At 61.0% G+C, this 26,626-nt stretch carries 25 protein-coding genes; 4 read left to right on the top strand and 21 right to left on the bottom strand.

Annotation, left to right across the window (positions count from 1 at the left end; all coding sequences use genetic code 11):
- Positions 1 to 42 precede the first annotated feature (42 nt).
- Positions 43 to 825: a class I SAM-dependent methyltransferase gene (locus KGB25_RS16935; protein WP_008035485.1), complete on the bottom strand. Its 783-nt coding sequence runs from the start codon at positions 823 to 825 to the stop codon at positions 43 to 45.
- Positions 826 to 919: 94 nt separating this feature from the next.
- Here KGB25_RS16935 and KGB25_RS16940 point away from each other — a divergent pair, with 94 nt between their 5' ends.
- The gene (locus KGB25_RS16940) at positions 920 to 1,540 is read left to right on the top strand and encodes an energy transducer TonB (protein WP_192228485.1); all 621 of its coding nucleotides are present in this window, start codon (positions 920 to 922) and stop codon (positions 1,538 to 1,540) included.
- A 76-nt stretch (positions 1,541 to 1,616) separates the two neighbouring features.
- Here KGB25_RS16940 and KGB25_RS16945 read toward each other — a convergent pair whose 3' ends face one another.
- The 6 genes from KGB25_RS16945 to ppc form a co-directional block, all read right to left on the bottom strand.
- A complete protein-coding gene (locus KGB25_RS16945; RefSeq protein ID WP_223435938.1) occupies positions 1,617 to 2,438 on the bottom strand; it encodes an oxaloacetate decarboxylase in 822 nt (273 codons plus the stop codon).
- 33 nt (positions 2,439 to 2,471) lie between these two features.
- Positions 2,472 to 3,332 (bottom strand): DUF72 domain-containing protein, encoded by an 861-nt coding sequence (locus KGB25_RS16950; RefSeq protein ID WP_008039350.1) that lies wholly within the window; start codon positions 3,330 to 3,332, stop codon positions 2,472 to 2,474.
- Complete coding sequence (locus tag KGB25_RS16955; protein WP_008039348.1) at positions 3,332 to 3,637, bottom strand: hypothetical protein; 306 nt, start codon at positions 3,635 to 3,637, stop codon at positions 3,332 to 3,334. The genes KGB25_RS16950 and KGB25_RS16955 overlap by 1 nt, the downstream gene beginning before the upstream one ends.
- Before the next feature lie 248 nt (positions 3,638 to 3,885).
- Positions 3,886 to 4,560, bottom strand: coding sequence for a tRNA (adenosine(37)-N6)-threonylcarbamoyltransferase complex dimerization subunit type 1 TsaB (gene tsaB, locus KGB25_RS16960; protein ID WP_223435940.1), 675 nt, complete (start codon positions 4,558 to 4,560; stop codon positions 3,886 to 3,888).
- 93 nt (positions 4,561 to 4,653) lie between these two features.
- Entirely contained in the window at positions 4,654 to 5,301 is a 648-nt protein-coding gene (gene adk, locus KGB25_RS16965) for an adenylate kinase (RefSeq protein ID WP_008039344.1), read from the bottom strand.
- 286 nt (positions 5,302 to 5,587) lie between these two features.
- A complete protein-coding gene (ppc, locus tag KGB25_RS16970) occupies positions 5,588 to 8,218 on the bottom strand; it encodes a phosphoenolpyruvate carboxylase (protein ID WP_223435942.1) in 2,631 nt (876 codons plus the stop codon).
- A 201-nt stretch (positions 8,219 to 8,419) separates the two neighbouring features.
- On the opposite strand from ppc, the gene KGB25_RS16975 reads away from it, so the two are divergent.
- From KGB25_RS16975 to KGB25_RS16985, 3 genes are all read left to right on the top strand, one after another.
- Complete coding sequence (locus KGB25_RS16975; protein ID WP_008024664.1) at positions 8,420 to 8,764, top strand: hypothetical protein; 345 nt, start codon at positions 8,420 to 8,422, stop codon at positions 8,762 to 8,764.
- 341 nt (positions 8,765 to 9,105) lie between these two features.
- Complete coding sequence (locus KGB25_RS16980) at positions 9,106 to 9,519, top strand: DUF4398 domain-containing protein (RefSeq protein ID WP_008039339.1); 414 nt, start codon at positions 9,106 to 9,108, stop codon at positions 9,517 to 9,519.
- A 48-nt stretch (positions 9,520 to 9,567) separates the two neighbouring features.
- A complete protein-coding gene (locus tag KGB25_RS16985) occupies positions 9,568 to 10,356 on the top strand; it encodes an OmpA family protein (RefSeq protein ID WP_008024662.1) in 789 nt (262 codons plus the stop codon).
- A 189-nt stretch (positions 10,357 to 10,545) separates the two neighbouring features.
- On the opposite strand, the gene KGB25_RS16990 is transcribed toward KGB25_RS16985, so the two are convergent.
- The 14 genes from KGB25_RS16990 to KGB25_RS17055 form a co-directional block, all read right to left on the bottom strand.
- Complete coding sequence (locus KGB25_RS16990; protein WP_008039335.1) at positions 10,546 to 10,875, bottom strand: hypothetical protein; 330 nt, start codon at positions 10,873 to 10,875, stop codon at positions 10,546 to 10,548.
- On the bottom strand, positions 10,872 to 11,786 hold the full coding sequence (locus tag KGB25_RS16995) for an alpha/beta hydrolase (RefSeq protein WP_008034180.1): 915 nt from the start codon (positions 11,784 to 11,786) through the stop codon (positions 10,872 to 10,874). The genes KGB25_RS16990 and KGB25_RS16995 overlap by 4 nt, the downstream gene beginning before the upstream one ends.
- A gap of 141 nt (positions 11,787 to 11,927) precedes the next feature.
- On the bottom strand, positions 11,928 to 13,178 hold the full coding sequence (locus KGB25_RS17000) for a flavohemoglobin expression-modulating QEGLA motif protein (RefSeq protein WP_177318173.1): 1,251 nt from the start codon (positions 13,176 to 13,178) through the stop codon (positions 11,928 to 11,930).
- A gap of 63 nt (positions 13,179 to 13,241) precedes the next feature.
- Positions 13,242 to 13,796 carry a hypothetical protein gene (locus KGB25_RS17005; protein ID WP_192417890.1) on the bottom strand — a complete coding sequence of 185 codons (555 nt, stop codon included), beginning with the start codon at positions 13,794 to 13,796 and terminating at the stop codon, positions 13,242 to 13,244.
- 158 nt (positions 13,797 to 13,954) lie between these two features.
- Positions 13,955 to 14,671 (bottom strand): TetR/AcrR family transcriptional regulator, encoded by a 717-nt coding sequence (locus KGB25_RS17010; RefSeq protein WP_008034197.1) that lies wholly within the window; start codon positions 14,669 to 14,671, stop codon positions 13,955 to 13,957.
- A 102-nt stretch (positions 14,672 to 14,773) separates the two neighbouring features.
- The gene (lysS, locus tag KGB25_RS17015; RefSeq protein WP_008034198.1) at positions 14,774 to 16,276 is read right to left on the bottom strand and encodes a lysine--tRNA ligase; all 1,503 of its coding nucleotides are present in this window, start codon (positions 16,274 to 16,276) and stop codon (positions 14,774 to 14,776) included.
- A gap of 111 nt (positions 16,277 to 16,387) precedes the next feature.
- Positions 16,388 to 17,483, bottom strand: a protein-coding gene (prfB, locus tag KGB25_RS17020) for a peptide chain release factor 2 (RefSeq protein ID WP_157214382.1) whose coding sequence is annotated in 2 segments (ribosomal slippage) — positions 16,388 to 17,410 and positions 17,412 to 17,483 — 1,095 coding nt in all. Because the reading frame shifts where the segments join, the coding sequence is not laid out codon by codon here.
- Positions 17,484 to 18,097: 614 nt separating this feature from the next.
- On the bottom strand, positions 18,098 to 19,099 hold the full coding sequence (locus KGB25_RS17025) for a PleD family two-component system response regulator (RefSeq protein ID WP_008043779.1): 1,002 nt from the start codon (positions 19,097 to 19,099) through the stop codon (positions 18,098 to 18,100).
- A 48-nt stretch (positions 19,100 to 19,147) separates the two neighbouring features.
- Positions 19,148 to 20,158 (bottom strand): chemotaxis response regulator protein-glutamate methylesterase, encoded by a 1,011-nt coding sequence (locus KGB25_RS17030; RefSeq protein WP_008043780.1) that lies wholly within the window; start codon positions 20,156 to 20,158, stop codon positions 19,148 to 19,150.
- The gene (locus KGB25_RS17035; protein ID WP_223435944.1) at positions 20,155 to 22,443 is read right to left on the bottom strand and encodes a hybrid sensor histidine kinase/response regulator; all 2,289 of its coding nucleotides are present in this window, start codon (positions 22,441 to 22,443) and stop codon (positions 20,155 to 20,157) included. The genes KGB25_RS17030 and KGB25_RS17035 overlap by 4 nt, the downstream gene beginning before the upstream one ends.
- On the bottom strand, positions 22,440 to 23,123 hold the full coding sequence (locus tag KGB25_RS17040; protein WP_223435945.1) for a chemotaxis protein CheW: 684 nt from the start codon (positions 23,121 to 23,123) through the stop codon (positions 22,440 to 22,442). Before KGB25_RS17040 ends, KGB25_RS17035 begins: the two co-directional genes overlap by 4 nt.
- Positions 23,120 to 24,394: a CheR family methyltransferase gene (locus tag KGB25_RS17045; protein ID WP_223435947.1), complete on the bottom strand. Its 1,275-nt coding sequence runs from the start codon at positions 24,392 to 24,394 to the stop codon at positions 23,120 to 23,122. The genes KGB25_RS17040 and KGB25_RS17045 overlap by 4 nt, the downstream gene beginning before the upstream one ends.
- Entirely contained in the window at positions 24,391 to 24,927 is a 537-nt protein-coding gene (locus KGB25_RS17050) for a chemotaxis protein CheW (RefSeq protein ID WP_223435949.1), read from the bottom strand. Before KGB25_RS17050 ends, KGB25_RS17045 begins: the two co-directional genes overlap by 4 nt.
- Positions 24,927 to 26,489, bottom strand: coding sequence for a methyl-accepting chemotaxis protein (locus KGB25_RS17055; protein WP_411740541.1), 1,563 nt, complete (start codon positions 26,487 to 26,489; stop codon positions 24,927 to 24,929). The genes KGB25_RS17050 and KGB25_RS17055 overlap by 1 nt, the downstream gene beginning before the upstream one ends.
- Positions 26,490 to 26,626 lie beyond the last annotated feature (137 nt).

A 26,626-nucleotide genomic window follows, 5' to 3' on the forward strand; every position in this document is an offset into this window, starting at 1 on the left:
TTTGTAGGAGCGAGGCTTGCCCGCGAAGGGCGCGACTCGGTCTTAAGGCTTGAGCGCCTTCTTCGGATAAATGTCATACCGACTGGATTTCCCGTCCAGCGCATGGCTCGGCTTCGGCCCGGCAATGCACGGCGCCTTGCGCGGACGCTTCACCACCACCCGGTGGCTGGCCAATGCCAACGCCGCTTCGAGCAACGCCGGTGCATCCGGGTCATCCCCCACCAACGGCCGGAACAGGCGCATTTCCTTCTTCACCAGCGCAGTTTTCTCACGATGGGGAAACATCGGGTCGAGGTAGATGACCTGCGGCGGCTCGCCTTCCCAGTTGCGCATGACTTCGATCGAGTTGCCCTTGAGCAATCGCATGCGCGCCACAATCGACGCCACGTCGAAATCTTCCGCGCCGCGCGCCAGACCATCCTCAAGCAAGGCACCAATCAGCGGCTGACGTTCGATCAGGCTCATCTCACAACCCAGGCTCGCCAGCACGAATGCATCCTTGCCCAACCCCGCCGTGGCGTCCAGCACCCGCGGGCGCACGCCCTGAGCGATGCCGACCGCCTTGGCGATCATCTGACCGGTGCCACCGCCGAACAACCGGCGATGGGCGGCGCCACCCTCGACGAAGTCCACCCGCACCGGTCCCGGTGCGTCCGGGCCGAGCTGTTGCAGTTGCAAACCCTGTTCACCCACCTGCAAGGCAAATTCGCCGTCATCGACCTGCAAAGGCAGGCCCAGGCGCTCGGCCCATTGCTCGGCCTGTGGCTGAAAAGCCGTGCCCAGGGCCTCGACATGGATGCGGCAAGCCGCCGGTTGCTCAATCATGGGAAAACACGCTCAAAAAAATTAATGATCGGCAGAAACGGCCGATAACAAAACTAACGAGCATTTTGCCAGAGCTGAGCGTCGACCGAGAGAAATGTCAGACATTCAACGCACATCGATAGGTTACATCTCGCCCCACGGCGATTTTGGCCTGCGAAACTCCCAAGCACTGAGCGGCGTCAGTCACCTGTGGCAGGATTTCTTTGCCCAGGCCCTGGCCGAACAGTCGGGCGATGTCGTGCCGGCGTCTCTCAACTTTCCACCGGTCGATCTCGAAAGCCCGGAAGAACCCACGGTTGGCAGCGAACTGCTGGCGCACATCGTTTCCCAGCGTGAATGCGATGTGAAGGAAACCCAGGTCAAGCCACCCGAGCCGCTGTTCCTGCCGATCGCAGAGTTCGAAATGGACCTGGCCGACAAACCATTCCCACCGTTCCCACCGGAAGAAATCGCTGCCCAGCAAAAGCAGCAGAACTTCGAAAGCGGCTGGGTTCGCCCGATCGTACTGACGGCGGGGCAACCCGTGCCAGAAGCCGGCCCGGCGCCGCAACCACGTCCACTGCACCTGCCGATCGCCGAATTCGAAATGGACCTGCTGGACAAGCCATTCCCGCCGTTCCCGCCGGAAGAGCTGGCGGAACAACAGAAAAACTTCGATTTCGATATCGGCTGGGCGCGCCCGATCGTGCTGCAGAACCTGCGTATCGCCGCCTGACCCTCAGCAACACCCCCACCTCGCGTAGCCGCATCAGTTTGTAGCGGGTGAGCGATCACCCGCAAAAACCGCGTTGTCAGCCTTTGAACAATTGATTGACCTGTGCGTACGGCATCGACCGAGAGGTAAAGCCGAACGTGCCCGAAGTCTTGATCTCTTCGGCCGCTCGGTAGAATTCGCCAAGCGCTGCCAGCGCGAGCGCCGAACCGACGCTGATGCGCTTGACGCCCATTTCGTTCAACTGCTCGACCGTCAGTTTCAACCCGCCGGACATCAACACATTGACCGGTTTCGGCGCCACGGCGCGCACCACCGCCAACACGTCTTCAGCACTGCGCAATCCCGGCGCATAGAGCACGTCGGCGCCCGCTTCGGCAAAGGCCTGCAAGCGGCGAATGGTGTCGTCCAGATCGGGATTGCCATGCAGAAAATTCTCGGCCCGGGCCGTCAGCGTGAACGGGAACGGCAAACTGCGGGCGGCGGCGACGGCGGCTTCGATTCGCGCCACTGCATGCTCGAAGCAGTAAATCGGCGCGTCTGCACGTCCCGTGGCGTCTTCGATCGAACCACCGACAGCGCCTGCTGCAGCGGCTCGCAGAATGCTTTGGGCGCATTCGGCGGGGTCGTCGGCAAAACCGTTTTCCAGATCGACCGCAACCGGCAGGTCCGTCGCCGCGACAATCGCCCGAACGTTCGCCAGGGTATCGTCCAGCGTCAGCCCGCCATCGGGTCGCCCCTGAGAAAAGGCAAAACCGGCACTGGTGGTCGCCAGCGCCTCGAAGCCCAGGTTGGCGAGCATTTTCGCCGAGCCGGCGTCCCACGGGTTGGGAATGACAAAAGCCCCGGCGCGTTCATGCAGTGCTTTGAAGGCTTGGGCTCGAAGGGTTTGCGCATCCATTGGCAGGCTCCTGAAAAAGGCAGGGAATCCGCCTCAGAGCAGGCCAAGTTGCTCCGCGGCGGGCTCTCTGTATAGCTCAGGCAGCGGCGGCAAGCCAGGTAAACGCAGCATCAGCTTTGCGTGAAAACGTTGCGCCAGTTTCGCCGCCAGCAGGTTGTCGGCGGTGTGCAGGAAGATATACGGCGTGCGCCCTTCTTCGATCCACAAGGCGATTTTCTCGACCCAGGGCACCAGGAACGGGTCGTTGGCTTCCAGTTGCGGATGGCCGATGAAGCGCACTTGCGGGAATTGCGTGAAGGCCGCCGGACGTGGCGGAACCCTGGGTTTCTTCGATTGGGCGTGGAGCACCGAAGGATCGGTGGACGTGCAACTGAACAACGCCCGCGGATCGAGGCAGATACGTTCGACCCCGCGATCCAGCAGCAGGCGATTGAGCGAGCGCTCGGCCTCACCCTTGGCGAAGAAATCGTCATGCCGCACTTCGATGGCCAGCGGCCGATCCACTGCGTCGATAAAACCCGCCAGCTCGTGCAATCGTTGTGGCGTGAAACTTTTCGACAACTGCAACCACAGCGGCGACACCCGCTCGCCCAAAGGGCTGAGCAATTGCAGGAAGGTTTCGGTGGCGGTCAATTGTTCGCGCAGGTCACCGCCGTGGCTGATGTCGCCGGGGAATTTGGCGGTGAAGCGAAAGTGTTCGGGCATGGTCTCGGCCCAACGCTGCACGGTGCTGGCAGCCGGGCTCGCGTAGAAGGTCGTATTGCCTTCCACGGCGTTGAATACTTGAGAATACAGATTGAGAAATTCGGAGGTTTTCGCGTCTTGCGGATAAAGATAATCGCGCCAGGCGTTTTCACTCCAGGACGGGCAGCCGAGGTAGTAAGGCAGCCGCATCAGATATACAGGTCGAGACCCATCACATCCGAATCCCAATCGACAAAATTGGCGGTGCTGAGGTAGCTGGCCAGGGCCATCGCGACGCTTTTGCTCATGGCGCGGTGGTAAATCATGTCTTGTTGGCGCGCCGGCAGATTGCTCAGGCGCTGCGCGGAGGCTTTGGCAGCGCGGGCGGCCATTTGCTCTTCCGAAGGGAATTCCAGCTCGCCCTCGATATCGACGGATTCGTCTTCAACCACATGCCCTTTGCGAGGCTTGCGCTTGATGGGGTAGGACTGAGAAGAAAGGCCGTCTATGCGCATAATGTCATGCTCGGTATCAGTGATGGCAGTTTAGTGGCGCATAGCCCACTTCGCAAACTGCTTGGTGATAACTAGAACACAGAATTGCGAAAAGGTTTAAAGGCGGGGGGATAAAACGACGATTGGTTACATCCCCTAAATCGCCTTCGCGGGCAAGTCGGACCGCCGCACCGCTCGCTCCTACAGGGGCCGCGCAAACCCTGTAGGAGCGAGGCTTGCCCGCGAAGGAGACAACTCGGTATCGCTGATTAACGCGCCTTGGGCGTCGCAACCTTGTCCCGCAGATAAACCGGCTGCGCCTCGTCCGCCACAATCGCTTCACCCCGTTCCCAGGCAAATCGCGCCAGGGTCAGCAGGTCTTCGGCGTGAGGCAGCATGCCTGCGTCCTGACCGCTCAGGCTGACGGCGATGCGTTCGGCATAACCCCAACCGGTGCCGGCGCCAAACCAGTCACCACTGGCATCCGCCGGCAACGCCGCCACTTCCGGCGGCAATACGGCTTCGTTGCCGACCAGACGCATCTCACCCGCCATTTCGCGGTAGCAGCCCCAATACACTTCGTCCATGCGCGCATCGATGGCGGCCGCGACCTGGCTCACACCGTGTTCGCGAAACGCCCGCTGCGCCAGCACCGCCAGGTTCGACACCGGCAGGACCGGGCGATCCAGGGCAAACGCCAGGCCCTGTACCACGCCGATGGCGATACGCACGCCAGTGAATGCGCCCGGCCCACGGCCAAAAGCGATGGCATCGACCGCTTGCAAGGTGGTCCCGGCATCGGCGAGCAATTGCTGGATCATCGGCAACAGCTTCTGCGCATGCAGGCGCGGGATCACCTCGTAATGGCTCGTCACTTTGCCGTCATGCAGCAAGGCAACGGAGCAAGCTTCAGTCGCGGTGTCCAGGGCCAGCAAGGTGCTCATCGATGTTTCCGTAAGAGAGGTCAGAAAAAGTGCGCCAGTATAAACAACTACGGCCCGCAAGCGGGCCGTAGAAGATGAAGCGGTTCAGACTTTTCAGCTCAGCGCTTCAAGCACCTTGCCGGTGATCGCTTCAACCGAACCGACGCCAGCAATGTGGCTGTACTTCGGCTTGCCTTGAGCCGCCGACAGCTTCTGGTAGAAATCCACCAGTGGCTTGGTCTGCGAGTGGTAGACCGACAGGCGATGACGCACGGTTTCTTCAGTGTCGTCCTTGCGCTGCACCAGATCTTCGCCGGTGATGTCGTCTTTACCGGCAACTTTTGGCGGGTTGTAGACGGTGTGGTACACGCGGCCGCTGGCCTCGTGAACACGACGACCAGCAATACGCTGAACGATTTCTTCGTCATCGACCGCGATTTCGACCACGTGGTCCAGCTCGACGCCGGCCTTCACCAGGGCTTCAGCCTGAGGAATGGTGCGCGGGAAACCGTCGAACAGGAAACCGTTGGCGCAATCCGCCTGGCTGATGCGTTCCTTGACCAGATTGATGATCAGGTCATCGGAAACCAGGCCACCGCTGTCCATGACGCTCTTGGCGATCAGGCCCAGCTCGGTGCCGGCCTTGACCGCAGCACGCAGCATGTCGCCGGTGGAGATTTGCGGGATGCCGAACTTTTCGGTGATGAACTTAGCCTGAGTACCTTTACCGGCCCCGGGAGCTCCCAGCAGAATGACGCGCATCGATGTGCTCCTCAATTTTTATATAGATAACAAAGGATTCGCCTCGTGGGGCCAATCTCAAAACAGGGTCGTGACCGCCCAAACGGCCAAAGGCTGATCAAGATACACAGCAGATCCTACGCACACAAGCCGTCGAAAGTCGGAGAAACCCGCGCCTTGCGTGACCTTGCGACGGGGTACCCCAAGTCGCAACCCCATCATTAAGTGTCGCCTTGCAGCACTTTCCAACCTCGCGCAAACCGGCACTCGACGCCCGCGTCGAGTGCCCGAACCCACGACGAAAACCTTAGCCGGTATTTCGCAAACCGGCGGCAATCCCCGCCACAGACACCAGCAACGCCTGTTCTACCGGGCTGCCCTGCGCCACTTCCTGCAGGCGCGAACGTGCCAGCAACTCCGCCTGCAATAGATGAAGCGGGTCGAGGTAGGTGTTGCGCAAGCGGATGAATTCGAGGGTAGCTGGGCTATGTGCCAGTAGCTGCGACTGACCGGTCAACCCCAGAACAATCGAACACGCCTGCGACAATAGGTCGCGTAAGTGCGCACCCAAAGGCAGCAGATCCGGCTCAACCAGCCGCTCATCGTAGGAGCGGGCGATATCCGCGTCGGCCTTGGCCAGGACCATCTCCAGCATGTCGATGCGCGTGCGGAAGAACGGCCACTGCTCGCGCATTTGCCCCAGCAGCTCGCCTTCGCCGCGCGCCAGCGCCTTGCTTAACGCGGCTTCCCAGCCGAGCCAGGCCGGCAACATCAAGCGGGTCTGGGTCCAACCGAAGATCCACGGGATCGCCCGCAGGCTTTCGATCCCGCCGGCGCGGCGCTTGGCCGGGCGACTGCCCAGTGGCAGGCGCCCCAACTCCTGCTCCGGGGTGGACTGGCGGAAATACTCGACGAATTGCGGATTTTCCCGCACCACGGCGCGGTAAGCACTGACACCGTCTGCCGCCAATTCGTCCATCAAATGGCGCCAGGCGGGTTGCGGTGGTGGCGGTGGCAACAACGTCGCCTCCAGCACCGCCGCCAGGTACAGGTTGAGATTTTGCTCGGCGATGTCCGGCAGGCCGAATTTGAAACGAATCATTTCCCCCTGCTCGGTGGTGCGGAAACGCCCCGCCACCGACCCCGGCGGCTGCGACAGAATCGCCGCGTGCGCCGGACCGCCACCACGCCCCACGGTGCCACCGCGACCGTGGAACAACAGCAGTTCCACTTGCTGCTCGCGGCAGATGTCGACCAGACGCTCCTGCGCCCGATATTGCGCCCAGGCTGCCGCCGTGGTGCCGGCGTCCTTGGCTGAGTCGGAATAGCCGATCATCACTTCCTGCGGGCCTTGCAGGCGCGCACGATAACCCGGCAGCAGCAACAGTTTTTCAATCACCGGGCCGGCGTTATCAAGGTCGGCAAGGGTTTCGAACAGCGGCACCACACGCATCGGCCGCAATACACCAGATTCTTTGAGCAACAGTTGCACAGCCAGCACGTCGGAAGCGGCGCCGGCCATGGAGATCACATACGAACCAAGCGAAGCGCCCGGTGCGGCGGCGATTTCCCGGCACGTGGCGAGCACTTCAGCGGTGTCGGCGGAGGGTTTGAAGTAAGTCGGCAACAACGGCCGACGGTTGTTCAACTCGCGCATCAGGAAGGCGATGCGCTCCTCTTCGCTCCAGTCTTCGTAGCGACCGAGGCCAAGGTAATCGGTGATTTCCGTCATCGCCGCCGTGTGACGGGACGAGTCCTGGCGCACATCGAGGCGCACCAGGAACAAGCCGAAGGTCACCGCACGACGCAGGCAATCGAGCAGCGGCCCATCAGCGATCACGCCCATGCCGCACTCATGCAGCGACTGGTAGCAGAGCTCCAGCGGGTCGAGCAAATCGCGGTTGTTTTGCAGCACATCGGCGGGGGCCGGCGTGGCTGTCGTCAAGGAAGTGTGGGCCCAGCTTCGAGTGGCGCGCAGGCGTTCACGCAGTTGTTTAAGGACGGCACGATAGGGTTCGGCGCTGTCGCCGGCCTTGGCTTTCAGCGCGTCGCTGGCCTGTTGCATCGACAGCTCGGCGGCGAGGTGATCGACATCGCGCACGTACAGATCGGCGGCCATCCAGCGTGCCAGCAGCAGCACCTCACGGGTCACGGCAGCCGTGACGTTGGGGTTGCCATCGCGGTCGCCGCCCATCCACGAAGCAAAGCGAATCGGCGCGGCTTCCAGCGGCAAATGCAGGCCGGTGGCGTCATACAGAGCCTTATCAGCCTTGCGCAAATAGTTCGGGATCGCTTGCCACAGCGAATGCTCGATCACCGCGAACCCCCATTTGGCTTCGTCCACCGGGGTCGGGCGGGTGCGACGGATTTCTTCGGTGTGCCAGGCTTCGGCGATCAGGCGCTGCAATTTCGATTGAATCTGCTCACGCTCGGCGCTGGTCAGGTCGCGGTGATCCTGAGCGGCAAGTTGCGCGGCGATGGCGTCGTATTTCTGGATCAGCGTGCGGCGCGCGACTTCGGTCGGATGCGCAGTCAAAACCAGTTCGATTTCCAGGCGCCCCAACTGTCGTGCCAGGGATTCGGCCGCATGACCTTCGGCCAGCAGGCGCGTTAGCAACTCCGGCAACACGCGCGCCTCGAACGGCGCGGGTTGGGATTCTTCGCGGCGATGGATCAGTTGATATTGCTCGGCGATGTTGGCCAGGTTGAGAAACTGGTTGAATGCCCGCGCCACCGGCAGCAACTCGTCTTCGCTCAGCTGATTGAGGCTGGCGCTCAGTTCGGCGTCCATCGAACCGCGACGGTCGGCCTTGGCGCCTCTGCGGATCTGCTCGATCTTGTCGAGAAAATCGTCCCCGTACTGTTCACGAATGGTGTTGCCCAACAGCTCACCCAACAGGTGAACATCCTCGCGCAAGCGTGCATCAATATCGGTCATCAGCCGTTCTCCAGCGAAAAATCCGGGGTGCCTTGTGGTTCAAGAGTGCCGCCGTAAAGCGCTTCTTACAAGCACACGACGAAGGGACTTTAAACCCCGGGCACGCAAGCTAGTCTGAAGAGTAAGCCGCACAACGGCTTTCGCCGGCCATGGCCGGACACTTACCCGCCCTGCCATGAGCAGGCGTGCCATGAGGTTTTTATGAAAATCCGCGAGCTTGCCCATCATTGGGAAGAAAACGCCAAGGGTCGCCTGACCGACACCGGCTACTCGATTCATCTGGATGTGGAGGCCGCCGCGCGCTTGGCGGCGATCATCGAGATGTACCCCAAGCGGCACCCTGAAGAACTGCTCGGCGAGTTGATCGGCGCGGCGCTCGAAGAGCTGGAAAAGAGCTTCCCGTACGTGAAAGGCTCGACCATCGTGGCCACCGACGAAGAAGGCGATCCGCTGTACGAAGACATCGGCCCGACCCCGCGTTTTCTCGCGTTGTCCCGGCGGCATTTGCACGATTTGTCGTCTGGTGAGGACAAGCAGAAGCACTGATTTCCTGCCTATAGATCCCCTGTAGGAGCGAGCTCGCTCGCGATGGTCGTCAACGAAAACGCGCAATACCTGAATGAGCGCGGCGTATCGGAATCCATCGCCAGCAAGCCGGCTCCTACAGGTGCGCGTACCCCTTCGAAGCGCCAAAGTTCCCGATTTAGAGCCTTGTCCGTTCGGTCAAAGTTTTTTCGGGCGACAGGCCATATTCTCTGAACTTTTAAAAAATGCCTCGGGTCGTAACCAGTAACCACGCCTGGGACGGCCGTTTCAAAACGCTTCGGAAATTGATGGTTGCGGCTCCTTGCCCAGGATGGATGTTCAGTTTTTCAGGAGTTATTCCAATGGAGTTGAAGACCATGAAGATCAACACTGCCAAGCCCGCTTCCACCCCCCTGCGCAGCTTGAAACTGGCCGCCCTGGCCATCGGCAGCAGCCTGGTTCTGGCCGGTTGCGCCGGTAACCCGCCGACCGAGCAATACGCCGTGACCCAATCGGCCGTGAACAGCGCCGTCAGCGCGGGCGGCACCGAATTCTCGGCGGTTGAGATGAAGTCCGCCCAGGACAAGCTCAAACAAGCCGAAATCGCGATGCACGACCAAAAGTACGACGAAGCCCGAGTGCTCGCCGAACAGGCCGAGTGGGACGCGCGCGTCGCCGAACGCAAAGCCCAGGCGATCAAAGCCGAACAGGCGGTGAAGGACTCTCGGATTGGGGTTCAGGAACTGCGTCAGGAAAGCCGGCGCACCGTGCAATAAGCGCCGCCACGACGTACTTCTTACTCGACTTAAAAGGACGATACCCACATGCGCAATCAATTGATGATCCCTGCCCTGCTGGCCGCAAGCGTTGCACTGGCTGCCTGCTCGACGCCGCCTAATGCGAACCTTGAACAGGCCCGCACCAACTACAGCGGCCTGCAAGCCAACCCGCAGGCGAGCAAAGTCGCGGCACTGGAAACCAAGGACGCCAGCGATTACCTGGACAAGGCCGACAAGGCTTATCTGGACAAGCGAGACGCGAACGAAGTCGACCAACTGGCCTACTTGACCAATCAGCGTGTTGAAGTGGCGAAGCAAACCATCGCCCTGCGCACCGCTGAAGCCAACCTGAAGAACGCTGCCGCACAGCGCGCCCAGGCACGTCTGGATGCTCGCGACGCGCAGATCAAACAGTTGCAGGACAGCCTGAACGCCAAGCAGACCGATCGCGGTACGCTGGTAACCTTTGGTGATGTGTTGTTCGCAACCGACCGTGCCGACCTGAAGTCCAGCGGCCTGGCGAACATCAACAAACTGGCGCAGTTCCTTCAGGAAAACCCGGACCGCAAGGTGATCGTCGAAGGCTACACCGACAGCACCGGCACGGCGTCGCACAACCAGTCGCTGTCCGAGCGTCGCGCCGGTTCCGTGCGCATGGCACTGGTGAAAATGGGCGTTGATCCTGCGCGCATCGTTGCCCAGGGTTATGGCAAGGAATACCCGGTTGCTGAAAACGGCGACGCTTCGGGTCGAGCCATGAACCGCCGTGTAGAAGTGACCATTTCCAACGACAACCAGCCGGTGATCCCGCGTTCGGCGGTGAGCGCCAACTAAGCTTCATGCCGTAACGCAAAAGCCCCGCCTGATCTGATCAGGCGGGGCTTTTTGTTTTCGCGGTTTGGCAGAACACCGCGTCGCGTCCATCGCCAGCAAGCCGGCTCCTACAGGATCAACGCAAACCTGTAGGAGCCGGCTTGCTGGCGATGAAGGCAACGCGGTCTGTGTGATTTAACCGCGTTACAGTTACTGCTCCAGCTTTTGCGGGGTTTCCTGGCCCATGCAGCGCACGGCTTTTTTCTTGTTGTTGACCAATACGCCGGTCAGGCCTTTCTGTTCGGTGTCGAACATCACCAGCACGCCATCGATGCACTGGGCCACTTGTGGAGCCGGTTCCAGGGAGACTTTGTAGTCTTCGCCCGGCACGGTCTTGAGCATGGTGAAGTCGCTGAGCAGCAGCGCATCTTCGGGTTTGGCGAAGTGCAGGTAACCGTAGTACCACAGGGCCCCGACGGTGCCGAGGATGCTGCAGATACCGGTGATGATCAGCGGGATGGCGTTACGTTCTTCACTCATTGCGGACTCTCTGGTGGTTCATCTTCTGAATTCGGGGGTGCCGGGTAGTTGGGAATTTCACCCAGGCGGCGCAGACCGTTGAAATGCTGCGGGTCATCGAGGTATCGCAGCATGACCTTGCGCCAGACCGGGTCGGCGAACGTCTGCACATGACCGCCACGGGTCAGTTGCAGCACTCGCGGCGGCGGCGCAGCTTGATACAGACGGATGCCGTTGGAAAGGGGCACGATCGGATCGTCGATGCTGTGATAGATCAGTTTCGGCACGCCGTTGAGCTGCGTCATCGAGTGGATCGCGCTGTCACCGTCCGGCACCAGCCACGAAAGCGGCACCTGGAACGCCCACGTCAGCCAGGAATTGCTCAGGGCGAATTGGCCGATGCTGCGATAACTGGCGGGCACGCCATCGAGGACGAAGGCCTTGAGTTGTTTCTGGCGTTCGGGATGCTGAACCAGGTAATGCACGGCCATTGAGCCGCCCAGACTTTGCCCGAGCAGGATCAACGGTTTGCCTTTGACCTCCGGCGCCTGGTCGAGCCATTTGAACGCGGCGTCGATGTCCTGATAGATCGCCGGCAAACTCGGTTCGCCTTCGGACAAACCGTAACCGCGATAATCGATCAGCAGCACTTGATAGCCTTCCTCCGGCAACCACCAGCTGCCGCCCAGATGCATCGGCAGATTGCCGCCGTTGCCGTGCAGGTGCAGCACCGTGCCTTTGACTTCGACGCCTTTTTTCGCCGGCAGCCACCAGCCATGCAGCTTGAGGCCATCGGCCGTGGTGAGGGTGACGTCGCGGTATTCGAGTTTGGCTTTTTCCGGGGTGAACAGCTGTCCGGGCTCGGGGTAGAACAGCAAAGAGCTGCACCCGCCGAGGGTTAGAAGCAGGAAGAGGATGCCGAGGATTCTCATCCGTTGAAACCTCGCTTTAGGATTGATAGCAAGTCCTGTAGGAGCGAGGCTTGCCCGCGAAGGCGGTATAACATTCAACAGGCATGTTGACTGACACAACGCCTTCGCGGGCAAGCCTCGCTCCTACAAGGTATGCGGTGATTACAAGATATTGGAGTAATCCGCTTCGATCCGGTCCAGGCTCAGGTGGTTCAGGAAGTTGGAGAAGCACATCCACGCCGACAGCGCGTTCATGTCACGGAACTGTTCCGGCAGGTATTTCGGCGGTACCACCAGGCCTTCGTCCACCAACTGACGCAAGGTGCGCATGTCTTCCAGCGTGGTCTTGCCGCAAAACAGCAGCGGCACTTGCTCAAGCTTGCCTTTACGCACGGCCAACTGAATGTAGTTGTAAACCATGATAAAGCCCTTGAGGTAGGACAAGTCTTTGGTAAATGGCAGACCGTTCGGCACCGAACCACGGAAAACCCGACTGGCGTTGCCGTAGCTTTCCGCCATTTCAAAGCCCTGCTCGCGGAAGAACTCGAAGATCTGCAGGAAGTCCGCGCCCTCCTCCACCATGTGAATGGCGCGGGTACGGTTGGTCAGTTTGCGCAGGCGGCTCGGGTAAGAGGCGAAGGTGATGATTTCCATCAGGATCGCCAGGCCTTCCTGGGTCACCGTCGACGAGGGCGGCCCCTTGGACAGGAAGGTGCAGATCGGCTGGTTCAGACCGTTGAGCGTAGTGCCGACATGCACCAGCCCTTCGTGGACTTCCAGCGCACGCACGTCACGCTCGTTGAACATCGCGTCGGTGCGAATCTTGATGTAGTCGGCGCCGGCCGCCGCATCGGCGACGATACCGTCGGACTCGAACACCCGGATGGTTTCCTCGGCCTCGCCAAACACTTTGCTCAGCCGGGTTTGCAACAAATGCACGGCGTCCTTGGCGGTGAGGATTTTCGGCTCGTCCTTCAGGTCACCACGACCATCGATGTTATTCAGATAATCGGAGAGCATCAGGCCGAGGTCGGACAGGGTCGGGTCACCGGCGTGAAACGCATCGGATGCCGCGCCATACAACTCCTGGGAAATCAGGCCGAAATCCTCGGTGCCGCGCGCTTCAAGCATGCGCACCACCATCCGGTATTCCTTGCACATGCGCCGCATGATCTGGCCGACCGGGTTGAACTGGCCAAGCTGACGGGTGATGTCGCGCTCGATGTTCTGGAATTCCAGTTTCACTTTGCTGGAGTCGAAGGACAGCGGCCGGTTCAGGTAGTAATCACGGTCCACCGCCGGCATTTCCTTGCCCTTGGCCTTGAGGAAACCCTTGCGGATGCTGTCGTCCCACTTCACTGCATCCAGGACGCGAATCGGCGTCTGCGCCAGCACAATGCGATCGGACAACATGCGTATCGTCTGCTGGTAATCGTCCACCCGAAACTCCTGTAGAAAAACCGTTATGTGCTGGGTTTATTTGGCTTTGGCCAGGCGCTGATAGCGCACGGCTTCGACGAAGACATCGGAATTGGCCGGATCGTCGAGGTAAGCGAAGACCTGGTCCATGCGTGTGTTGATCAACACGCCGTCACCGTCGTCGGTCTGGAAACCTTCGCCGCTGAGGACTTTTTGCCCCAGGGCCTGGTTGATCTGCTCGAGGTCGAGGTTGTAGACCACCAGTTCATGCTTGTCGGTGAGTTCGAAACCGGCAATGGTGAAATGCCCGCCGAACTGTGCCGGGACTTTCGCCGACAGGTACCAGCGGTTGCCATGGCGCGAGACGGTGAAGGGATAGGCTTCGCGTTCCTTGGGTTTGGCCTTGAAGTAGCTGACCGCCTGATAGCGATTTTCGCCGATGCGCGTCAGCTCCAGGTTCAGCGGCTCGCCCCAGGCGTTGGTGCTGGTCCATTTGCCGAGTAATCCTTTGGGCGCGGGGTCGCTCGTGGGCAATGGCTCCCTGAAGGTCACCAGACAGCCACTGAGCAGCAGGATCGACAAGGCGATCACAACGACGCGCCAGGCTTTCATTCAATACTCCCTATGAACACAGTCCCCGAATGGTCACGGTCCCTGTAGGAGCGTGGCTTGCCCGCGAAGGCGATGCGTCAGTCAACACATCATCTGTTGAATGTTAAATCGCCTTCGCGGGCAAGCCTCGCTCCTACAGGTCGCGGTTCATCGCAGGATCACACCGACGCCAGTACCAAGTGCATGTAGCGAGTCAGGATACCGAGCATTTCAGCTTCGGCGTCAGGCTCGGCGTCGTTGAGCAGCCCCTGATATTCCATCCGTCCGATAATCGCCGTCAACACTTTGGCATCCTGGTGTGGCTCACGGGAACCCAAAACCTGGAAAAGCTGACACGTACCCTGCAGGAGAATCTGCTGATGCGAGCGCACCAGCTCCGCCAGGCGGGGGTTCAGCAGCGCTTCCTGACGGAACGCCTGTTCGGCCATCAGGTGTTCGCGACGGTTGATCAGTTGCCGGTGAACATAGTCCGCCATCAACCGTGCAATGTCGTCCGCCAGTTGCGAGCGCGACTCGGGGCTGCCGTCGCCGCTGACGACCATCTCGCGCAGCAGCCCTTCATTGTTCACCCACAACTTGGCCATGAACGCCGCGCTGCGCTCCACGTATTGGGCAAAGGTATCGGTGAGCAAGTCATCGATGTCCTTGAAATAGTAAGTGGTGGCCGACAGCGGCACACCCGCTTCTGCAGCAACCGCACGGTGACGCACGGCCCGCACGCCATCGCGCACGACAATGCGCATGGCCGCATCGAGAATGTCCTGTCGACGCTGCTCGCTGCCCTGACGGCTGGCCTTGCGGCCCTGGTACTGAACACTTTCAGCGACCGCAGTGGCGATACCCGCTGCACCTTCTTGAGCCATTGCACGGTTCACGACAGGAATTCCTCTCTCATTTCAAAAGTAACCAATTGATACGTTTGTACCAGACAGGCAATAAAAAGCCGCCTGTTATAGGCGGCTTTTTAATTGAAACATTTACGCTTGCGGCCGCATGTGCGGGAACAGGATCACGTCGCGGATCGACGGGGAGTTGGTCAGCAGCATCACCAGACGGTCGATGCCGATGCCTTCACCGGCCGTTGGCGGCATGCCGTACTCCAGCGCGCGAACGAAGTCGGCGTCGTAGTGCATGGCTTCGTCGTCGCCGGCGTCCTTGTCGGCCACCTGCGCCATGAAGCGCTCGGCCTGGTCTTCCGCGTCGTTCAACTCGGAGTAGGCGTTGGCGATTTCACGGCCACCGATGAACAGCTCGAAACGGTCGGTGACGTTCGGGTTGTCGTCGTTGCGACGGGCCAGCGGCGACACTTCGAACGGGTACTGGGTAATGAAGTGCGGCTGCTCCAGCTTGTGCTCGACCAGCTCTTCGAAAATCATCACCTGCAATTTGCCCAGGCCTTCGAAGCCCAGCACCTTGGCGCCGGCTTTCTTGGCGATGGCGCGGGCCTTGTCGATGTCATTCAGATCATCGGCAGTCAGCTCAGGGTTGTACTTGAGGATCGAATCGAACACCGACAGACGCACGAACGGTTCGCCGAAGTGGAACACCTTGTCGCCGTAAGGCACGTCGGTGCTGCCCAGAACCAGCTGCGCCAGCTCGCGGAACAGTTCTTCGGTCAGGTCCATGTTGTCTTCGTAGTCGGCGTAAGCCTGGTAGAACTCCAACATGGTGAATTCAGGGTTGTGACGAGTCGAAACGCCTTCGTTACGGAAGTTGCGGTTGATCTCGAACACTTTCTCGAAGCCGCCAACCACCAGACGCTTAAGGTACAGCTCAGGCGCGATACGCAGGAACATTTCCATGTCCAGCGCATTGTGGTGCGTTTCGAACGGCTTGGCCGCCGCGCCACCCGGAATGGTTTGCAGCATCGGCGTTTCCACTTCCAGGAAGTCACGCTGCATCAGGAAGCTGCGGATGTGGGCGATGACTTGCGAACGCACGCGGAAGGTCTGGCGCACGTCTTCGTTGACGATCAGGTCAACGTAACGCTGACGATAGCGCTGTTCGGTGTCGGTCAGGCCGTGGTGCTTGTCCGGCAGCGGGCGCAGGGATTTGGTCAGCAGGCGCACGCTGGTCATTTCAACGTACAGGTCGCCCTTGCCGGAACGGGCCAGGGTGCCTTCGGCGGCAATGATGTCGCCCATGTCCCAGGTTTTCACCGCGGCCAGGGTTTCTTCGGACAGGGTCTTGCGGTTGACGTAGACCTGGATGCGACCGGTCATGTCCTGGATCACCATGAACGAGCCACGGTTGAGCATGATGCGACCGGCAACCTTGACCGGGATTGCAGCCTCTGCGAGCTCTTCCTTGGTCTTGTCCACGTACTGTTTCTGCAAGTCTTCGCAGTAGTTTTCGCGGCGGAAGTCGTTCGGGAAGGCATTGCCCTTGGCGCGCTCGGCAGCAAGCTTTTCCTTGCGCAGGGCGATCAGGGAGTTTTCTTCCTGTTGCAGGGCTTGCGGGTCGAGTTCTAGGTCGCTCATGTCTTTAGATATTCCATCTGGTTCGTTGCCCCCGGCCTGCGGCCGGGGATCGCCAGCGAGCTGGCTCCTACAGGGGATCGGGGGGTGTCAGCCGATCCCGTATTGCATTGCTTACAAGCCCGACTTCAGGCTCGCTTCGAGGTATTCATCGATATCACCGTCGAGTACCTTGTCGCAGTCACTGCGCTCGATGTTAGTGCGCAGATCCTTGATGCGCGAGGCATCGAGTACATAAGAACGGATCTGATGACCCCAGCCGATATCGGACTTGGTGTCTTCCAGCGCCTGGGACGCCGCGTTGCGCTTCTGCATTTCCTGCTCGTACAACTTGGCCCGCAGCATTTTCATGGCGGTGTCCTTGTTGGCGTGCTGGGAACGTTCGTTCTGGCAGCTGACCACGGTGTTGGTCGGTACGTGGGTGATACGTACGGCCGAGTCGGTGGTGTTTACGTGCTGACCACCGGCACCGGAGGAGCGATAGGTGTCGATCCGCAAGTCTGCCGGGTTGATTTCGATTTCCACCTTGTCGTCGATCTCTGGCGAGACGAAAACCGCCGAGAACGAAGTGTGACGACGGTTGCCGGAGTCGAACGGGCTCTTGCGCACCAGGCGGTGTACGCCGATCTCGGTACGCAGCCAGCCAAAGGCGTATTCGCCCTTGATGTGCACGGTCGCGCCCTTGATGCCGGCGACTTCACCGGCCGACAGTTCCATGATGGTGGCGTCGAAGCCGCGTTTGTCAGCCCAGCGCAGGTACATGCGCAGCAGGATGTTGGCCCAGTCCTGGGCCTCGGTGCCACCGGAGCCGGCCTGGATGTCCAGGTAGGCGTTGTTCGGGTCCATTTCATGGCTGAACATGCGGCGGAATTCAAGCTTGGCGAGGTTTTCCTCGAGACGGGCCAGCTCGGCGACGACATCGCCCACTGCGCCTTCGTCGTTTTCTTCGACGGCCATGTCCAGCAGGTCGCGGCAATCGGCCAGACCGGTGTTCAGCTCGTCCAGGGTATCGACGATCTGTGCCAGCGCAGAGCGCTCGCGGCCCAACTCCTGGGCATATTCAGGTTTGTTCCAGACGCTCGGATCTTCAAGCTCGCGATTGACTTCGGTCAGACGCTCGTGCTTTTGATCGTAGTCAAAGATACCCCCGAATAGTTTCGGAGCGCTCGGACAGGTCCTTGATGGTGTTAAGGATCGGGTTGATTTCCATGGCGGGCAGCACTCGTTGGCGAACTTTTGAAAGCCGGCGAGTATAACGGCAAACGGCCGGAAACGGCAGCCCGCTTGGCCGAAAAGGCCCGATGCGTTTTCGGAGCGGCCGTACACCGATCAACTGTAGGAGCCGGCTTGCCGGCGATGGCTTACTAAGATCCAGACTCTGTTTTCGGTCGGAGTACATATCCGTTTTTTGGGCAACGGCGGCTATCGGTTTCGCCCTTACGGCGAGTCACTTGGAGAAGCCCCAAGTAACCAAGGGCTCTTGCCCCTTTCGTTCGGTGCCTCGCCTAGGCTCGGCATGCCCTCGCTCCGGTCCTGCTCCGTGGGCCCGCCGCCATCGGCCATCCATGGCCGGGGGCGGCTAACCCGGCATCCATGCCGGGTTGCCCACTACGCAGAACCTCCACTCGGCCTCTCGAGGGGGCGCTCAGATCAAAAGCGGAAGGCGAGCTAACGCTCGGCCTGATGAGTGGTGGGAATCAAAAGCGTACGTGCCCCCTGTAGGAGCCGGCTTGCCGGCGATGGCGGTGTGTCCGGCAACTAAATGTTGAAGATTAAACCGCTATCGCCGGCAAGCCGGCTCCTACAGGAAATGAGGTCGCCCTGTTACTCGATACCCACCTGATTGCGCCCATTGTTCTTCGCCAGATACAGCCCCTTGTCCGCCGCCGAGATCAATTGACGGCAATCGGCGCCCGGTTGCGGGGTCATGGTCGACAGGCCGATGCTGATGGTCAGGCTTGAGCCTTCGCTCGGTGAAATGTGCGGGATTTTCAGTGCCGCCACGGTCTGGCGCAGTTTTTCCGCAACCAGTCGCGCACCGCCCGGTGATGTATTGGGCAGGACCAGCGCGAATTCTTCGCCGCCATAACGGGCCGGCAAATCAGAAGGTCGGGCGCTGGCGTCGCGGATGGCCGTGGCGACTTTGCGCAGGGCTTCGTCGCCTTCGAGGTGGCCAAAGTTGTCGTTGTAGGACTTGAAGTAGTCCACATCGATCATCAGCAACGACAACTGGCTCTGGTCGCGCAACGAACGTCGCCATTCCAGTTCCAGGTACTCGTCGAAGTGACGACGGTTCGACAGGCCGGTCAGGCCGTCCGAGTTCATCAGGCGTTGCAGCACCAGGTTGGTGTCGAGCAACTGCTGCTGGCTGACCCGCAACGCGCGGTACGCCGCGTCACGCTGCAACAGGGTCATGTAGGAGCGCGAGTGATAGCGGATGCGCGCCACCAGTTCGATGTTGTCCGGCAGTTTGACCAGGTAATCATTGGCCCCGGCCGCGAATGCCGCGCTTTTGATCAGCGGGTCTTCCTTGGTCGACAGCACAATGATCGGAATGTCCTTGGTGGCCGGGTGATTGCGGTATTCGCGCACCAGGCTCAGGCCATCGAGACCGGGCATGACCAGGTCCTGGAGGATCACCGTCGGCTTGATCCGGATCGCCTGCGCAATCGCCTGATGCGGGTCGGCGCAGAAGTGGAAGTCGATGTTTTCTTCATTCGACAACCCGCGGCGCACCGCTTCGCCGATCATGGCCTGATCGTCCACCAACAACACCATGGCGGCGTTTTCGTCGGTTTTGAAGCCGTCGAGCTGTAAGTCATTCATGTGCGGTCACCTGAGTACTGCCTGGGCCAGGATTGCTGCTGAGCATAGTCATTTGGCAAAAATCTCCAGCAATCGTGGCGCTATCTTTTCCAGCGGGCGAATTTCTACAGCGGCGTCGATGGCCGCTGCCGCTTTCGGCATGCCATACACCGCGCTGCTTTGTTGGTCCTGAGCGATGGTCAGGTAACCCTGTTGGCGCATGAGTTTAAGCCCCTGCGCGCCATCGCGTCCCATGCCGGTCAATAAAACCCCTACGGCATCGCCATTCCAGTAACTGGCCACACTCTCGAAAAACACATCGATCGAGGGCCGATAGATCTCGTTGACCGGCTCGGCGGTGTACGCCAGCGTGCCGTTTTTCAATAAACGAATATGGTGGTTGGTGCCGGCCAGCAGCACGGTGCCCGCCTGCGGTGGCTCGCCTTCCTGGGCCAGGCGCACGTTCAGGCCGCTGGCGCCGCTGAGCCACTCGGCCATGCCGGCGGCGAACACCTGGTCAACATGCTGCACCAGCACAATGGCGGCGGAAAAATTTATCGGCAGCCCTTTGAGCAGAATCTCCAGGGCTGCCGGCCCGCCTGCAGAGGAACCGATGGCGATCAGTTTTTGCCGGGAACCTGAGTGGCGCAACGGGCCCGGCGCAGGTCGCACGCGATTGCCCTTGTCGCCGATCAGCCAACCGATGTTGAGGATTTTGCGCAGCAGCGGTGCCGCTGCTTCCTGGGCATTGCCGGCACCGATTGCCGGCGTATCGACCACATCCAGAGCGCCGTGGCCCATGGCTTCGAACACCCGGTGCACGTTCTGCTGGCGGTCGACCGTGACGATCACGATGGCACACGGCGTCTCGGCCATGATTCGCCGCGTCGCCTCGACGCCATCCATCACCGGCATGATCAGGTCCATCAGGATCAGGTCCGGGGTGTTTTCCACGCAACGCTGCACGGCCTCGGCGCCGTTACTGGCGACCCAGATCACTTGATGCTCCGGCTCAAACGCCAAGGCGCGGCGCAGGGCCTCCACGGCCATGGGCATGTCGTTGACGATTGCGATTTTCATGCCCGCGCTCCTCCTATGAGCTCAACCACTGCATCAAGCAGGGCGTCGTCGTGAAAACTGGCTTTGGCTAGATAATAGTCGGCCCCGGCGTCCAGTCCACGACGACGGTCTTCTTCGCGATCCTTGTAGGACACCACCATCACCGGCAGCGATTGCAGGCGGTTGTCCCGGCGCAACAATGACACCAGTTCGATACCGTCCATGCGCGGCATATCGATGTCGGTGATCAGCAGATCGAAATCCTCGGAACGCAGGGCATTCCAGCCATCCATACCGTCCACCGCCACGGCCACGTCGTAGCCGCGATTGAGCAACAGTTTGCGTTGCAACTCGCGGACGGTCAGCGAATCGTCGACCACCAGAACCCGTTTGCGCGCAGCTTCAGCCGCCTGATTGCTGTGACGGGCAATCCGCTCCAGACGCCCGGTATTGAGCAGTTTGTCCACCGATCGCAGCATGTCTTCAACATCGACGATCAGCACCACCGAACCATCGTCGAGCAAGGCGCCTGCGGAAATGTCCTGCACTTTGCCCAGACGCTCGTCCAGCGGCAAGACCACCAGCGTGCGCTCGCCGACAAACCGCTCGACCGCCACACCGTAGATCGCATCTCGCTCGCGGATGACCACGACCTTGAGGGTTTGCTGACTGTTGGTGCTCGCCGGACGCTGAAGCAATTGGCTGGCCGCAACCAATCCGACATGCCGGCCTTCGTACCAGAAATGCTGACGGCCTTCGACCTGCACGATGTCTGCCGGCTCCAGGTCGCACATGCGCTCGATGTGGGCCAGCGGAAACGCATACGCCTCTTCGCCGACCTCCACCACCAGGCTGCGCACCACCGACAGGGTCAGCGGCACTTCAAGATGGAAGCGGCTGCCCTCGCCCGCCGTCTGCTCCAGCACCACCGCGCCGCGCAACTGGCGGACCATGTGCTGAACCGCGTCCAGGCCGACGCCACGTCCGGACACTTCAGTGACCGCGTCGCGCAAGCTGAAACCCGGCAGGAACAGGAACGTCAGCAACTCCTCTTCGCTCAACTGGGCGGCGGTGTCGGCCGGGGACAACTGACGTTCGATGATGCTGCGGCGGACCTTTTCCAGGTCGACGCCGTTGCCGTCATCGCTCAGTTCCAGCATCAGCAGACCGGCCTGATGCGAGGCGCGCAGGCGGATTAAACCTTCCTCCGGTTTACCGGCCAGCAGCCGTTGCTCCGGGGATTCGATGCCGTGGTCGACGGCGTTACGCAGCAAGTGCGTCAGCGGCGCTTCGAGTTTTTCCAGGACGTCGCGATCGACCTGGGTTTTCTCGCCCTCGATCTCCAGCCGCACCTGTTTACCGAGGCTGCGGCCGAGGTCGCGGACCATGCGCACTTGCCCGCTCAGCACATCGGCAAACGGCCGCATGCGACAGGCCAACGCGGTGTCGTACAGGACTTGCGCGCGTTGACTGGCCTGCCAGGCAAACTCGTCCAGCTCGGCGTTTTTTTCCACCAGCAATTGCTGGGATTCCGCCAGCAACCGACGCGCATCGTCGAGGGCTTCCCGGGCTTCCAGGCTCAAGGTCTGATCCTTGAGATGGACATTGAGGTTTTCCAGCGCCCGCAGGCCGTTGTTCTGCATGCGCTTGAGGCGTTGCATGGTGGCCAGGTGCGGTTTGAGCCGCAGGGTTTCCACCAGGGATTTGCTCGACAGGTCGAGCAGGCTGTTCAAGCGCTCGGCCGTAACGCGCAATACGCGCTCGCCACTTTCGGTGGTGCGTTTGGTCTTGGGCGAGGGCTCGGCGGCAGCTGCCGAAGGGGCTTGCGTGGCGGCCGGCATGGGTGACTCAACCGTGGCCGTCGGCGGCTCCAGCTGCAGTTCTGCCATCGGCGGCGCGATGGGGGCAACCGTCGCCATGTGAACAAGCAGACGTCCCATCAAGACGACATAAGCTTCGATATCCGCAGGCGCCGGTGCGTTGTTCGGCGTCGCGATGCGCATCAGCAAATCGGTGCCCTGCAGCAAGGCATCAATGTGCTCTGGCCGCAGATACAACCGGCCTTCCTGGGCGCTGACCAGGTAATCTTCCATCACATGGGCAACGCTGACGCCGGCATCGACGCCGACAATTCGCGCCGCGCCTTTGAGCGAGTGAGCCGCGCGCATGCACGATTCAAGGTAATCGGCCTGGGTCGGATCGCGTTCAAGCGCCAGCAGCCCCGTGCTCAACACCAGGGTCTGGGCCTCGGCTTCGAGGCTGAACAGTTCCAGCAAAGAGGCGTCGCGCATTTGCTCGGGGGTCATGTGAGGCTCCGGGTCACGGCGGACAGCAGCTGTTCTTCATCCAGCCAACGCAGGCTGCGACCTTTGAATTGCAATACGCCACGGGTGTATTTGGCGCTGGCTTGCGCACCGGAACGCGATGCGGCCTCAAGGAGGCGCTCGTCGATGGCATGGATCCCGTCGACTTCGTCCACTGGCACCACCACCGGCCCGCCGTGGGCCGCGATGATCAACATGCGCGGCATCACGCGCGCACCAGGCGCCACGCTGCTCACGCCGTCGAGCCCGAGCAGTTCCACCAACGACAGGCACGCCACCAGCGCGCCGCGCACATTCGCCACGCCAAGCAAGGCCCGGGAGCGCTGGTGCGGCAGGGAATGAATCGCTTGCAGCGGCGCCACTTCCACCAGGCTGCGGGTGGCCAGGCCCAACCATTCCTCGCCGAGGCGGAACATCAGCAGCGAGCGGGTTTTCACCTCGCTTTCAACCGCGACCGAGACTTGCCCGCGGTCTTCCTGTTGCAACGCGTAGCGGTCGAGCAAACGCGTAGCGGCCGCCGAGTACACCGCGCAATTGCGGCAATGAATGTGTTCGATCAGCAGCGGGCAGGACTTGTCGCCGTGGATACCGATACGGTTCCAGCAATCGTCGATGGCCTGGGCATCTTCATGGGTGAGGCTAAAGCTGTCGGCGGCATTCATCGTTTGCGCTCACTGTTTGCGCGCTCGCTGCGGGCGGCGCGGTCCTGCAATCGTTTGGCGCCCGCCGTGTCGCCCTGTGATTGCAGCAAGGCCGCCAGGTGCATCAACGCGTCGGGATGTTGCGGTTCGAGGTACAACGCCTTGCGATAAAAGCCCTGGGCTTCGAGAGCGCTGCCGGCGACATCGCTGAGCAGTCCCAGCCAGTAAAACACCTGGGCTACCGGTTCATGGCTGCGCAAATAACTTTCGCACGCGGCGCGGGCTTCGGCGCTTTTGCCTTCATTGGCCAGTGCGGCGATGTTTGCCAGCAACGTAGCGGCGTCGGGACTGGCGGCTTTTGTCGCCACCGGCAGCGGCGTCACCGTTGCGAAGGGCCGCAGGCGTACCGGCGCCGGTGTGACGCTGCGCACCGGTTGGCGCACTGGCAACGGCAGCGGCGTCGATACGAAGGCTGGAAAAGGTTCAGGCTCGGGCGCGCTCTGGCGACTGAACGCAAATGACTGTGGAATACCAATCGAACGCATGCCCAAGCGTCCCAGCAAACTGCCCTCGGCGGGGCCGATAAACAGCACACCCTCGACATGGGTCAGGCGCTTGAGCACTTCGAACACCTGTTGTTGCGTCGGCTGATCGAAATAGATCAGCAGGTTGCGGCAGAACACGAAGTCATAAGGCGATTCGTTGGCCAGCAACGACGGATCCAGCAGGTTGCCGACCTGCAAACGCACCTGTTCCAGCACGCGCTCGCTGAGGCGATAGGATTCGTCCTCGGCGGTGAAATGCCGCTCGCGAAACGCGATGTCCTGGCCGCGAAACGAATTCTTGCCGTACTGCGCGCGCCTGGCTTTCTCCACCGACAGCGGGCTGACGTCCATGCCTTCGACTTTGAACTGATGCGGTTTGAACCCGGCATCGAGCAAGGCCATGGCAATGGAATAGGGTTCTTCACCGGTGGAACACGGCAGGCTGAGGATTCGCAGCGCGCGCATGTTGTTGATATCGGTCAGGCGCTTGGCCGCCAGTTTTGCCAGGGCGGCGAAGGATTCCGGGTAACGGAAAAACCAGGTTTCGGGAACGATCACCGCTTCGATCAGCGCTTGCTGCTCATCCTGCGAGCCCTGCAAGGTGTGCCAATACTCATCGGCCGTCAGCGCGCTGGACGCCGTGCTGCGCTGGCGTACCGCACGTTCGATGATCGCCGGGCCCACCGAGGTGACGTCGAGGCCGATGCGCTCCTTGAGAAAATCGAAAAACCGCTGATCGCTGCTCATGGCTGCACCTCAAGCTGCGCCAGGTCCAGCGGGGGTGACGGAAACAGCAGCGCCCGAACCTGCTCGTCCAGCAGATCGGCGACGCGCACCCATTGCAGCAAACCTTGCGCGTCTTCACGCACCGGTCCGAGGTACGGCGCCTGGCGATTATCTAGGCCATAGGGTTGAAAGTCCGCCGGGTTGCAGCGCAGCGTGTCGGTGGCCTGCTCCAGGATCAGCCCGAGCAATTGCGCCTCGGCGGTTTCATCCGCACGGTAATTGACCAGCACCAGGCGCGTGCTGGTACGCGCCTGGGCCGGTTCGCCAAAGGTCAGCGCACTGAGGTCGATTACCGGCACTACCGCGCCGCGATAGGCGAACACCCCGGCGACCCAGTCCGGCGCGCGGGGTATCGGCTTCAACGGCAGGCACGGCAGCACTTCTGCCACCTCGATCGCTTGCAAGGCATAGCGCTCGCTGCCGATGCGAAACACCAGAAACAATGCATGCATCGCCGGCTTCACGGTGGTGCGTTTAGCCGTGAGTTCGCTCATCAGACTTTGAATCGCGAAACGCCGCCGCGCAGCCCGACGGCCACCTGGCTCAGTTCGTCGATGGCAAAACTGGCCTGACGCAAGGACTCGACGGTCTGGCTGCTGGCATCGCCCAACTGCACCAGTGCATGGTTGATCTGCTCGGCGCCGGTGGCCTGAGCCTGCATGCCTTCGTTGACCATCAACACCCGCGGCGCCAGCGCCTGAACCTGATGGATGATCTGCGACAGCTGTTCGCCGACCTGCTGCACCTCGGACATGCCGCGACGCACTTCTTCAGAGAACTTGTCCATGCCCATGACCCCGGCCGACACCGCCGACTGGATCTCGCGCACCATCTGCTCAATGTCGTACGTGGCCACGGCGGTCTGGTCCGCCAGGCGCCGCACCTCGGTGGCAACCACAGCAAATCCACGACCGTATTCACCGGCCTTCTCGGCTTCGATGGCAGCGTTCAGCGACAGCAGGTTGGTCTGGTCCGCGACCTTGACGATGGTCACCACCACTTGATTGATGTTGCCGGCCTTCTCGTTGAGGATCGCCAGTTTGGCGTTGACCAGATCCGCGGCGCCCATCACCGAGTGCATGGTCTCTTCCATTCGCGCCAGCCCCTGCTGCCCGGAACCGGCAGCCACCGAGGCCTGATCGGCAGCGGTGGAGACTTCGGTCATGGTCCGCACCAGGTCACGCGAGGTGGCGGCGATTTCACGGGAAGTGGCACCGATTTCGGTGGTGGTGGCGGCGGTTTCCGTAGCGGTGGCTTGCTGCTGTTTGGAGGTGGCGGCGATTTCGGTCACGGACGTGGTGACCTGCACCGACGAGCGCTGCGCCTGAGACACCAACGAAGTGAGTTCGGCCATCATGTCGTTGAAGCCGGTTTCCACGGCGCCGAATTCGTCTTTGCGCTCCAGGTTCAAGCGGCCGCTGAGGTCGCCGGTACGCATGACTTCGAGGATCTGCACGATGCGGTTCATGGGCGCCATGATCGCGCGCATCAGCAGCAGGCCGCAGAGACCGGCGGCCAATACCGCCACCAGCAGGGAAATACCCATGATGACTTTCGCGGTGAACACCGCATCATCAATGTAGGCCATGTCCTGATCCGCCACGGCTTTGTTTTCGCGCAGGATGTCATTGAGCTTCATGCGCCCCGCCGTCCAGGTCGGGGTCAGTTGTTCATTGAACAACTTGATGGCCTCGGCTTCCTGATTGCGCTTATGCAAGTCGAGCACTGCGGCCAGGATCTTGCCGTAATTCTCATGGTATTTTTCGAAGGCTGCGAATTCGAGCTTGTCTTCATCCGTGGTGACGGTGGCGCGATAGCTATTCATCGCGTCCTGCACGCGCGCTTCAAAATTCTTGAAGTCTGCGGCGTCCTCGGCACTGATGCCCTGCCCTTCCTTCAAGCCCAGCATTTCCTGGGTCTGGAGATAGCTGTCGACCCAGGCGCCACGAATCATCGAGCTGTAATACACCCCGGGGAGCGCGTCGTCACGAACGCTGACTTCGCTGGCCTCGATCTTCAACAGCCGGGAATACGAGACGACGACCATCAGCAACATGATGGCGATAATTACCGCAAAGCTCGCCAAAATGCGTTGGCGCAACGTCCAGTTCTTCACAGTCAGTCCTCGGGGCCATTTCAAATGCTGCGCAGTATAGCCGAGGGCGGTGTTTCATTTATAAGACGGATGCGCGG

Source organism: Pseudomonas sp. BF-RE-21 (assembly GCF_019947305.1).
Classification (GTDB): Bacteria; Pseudomonadota; Gammaproteobacteria; order Pseudomonadales; family Pseudomonadaceae; genus Aquipseudomonas; species Aquipseudomonas migulae.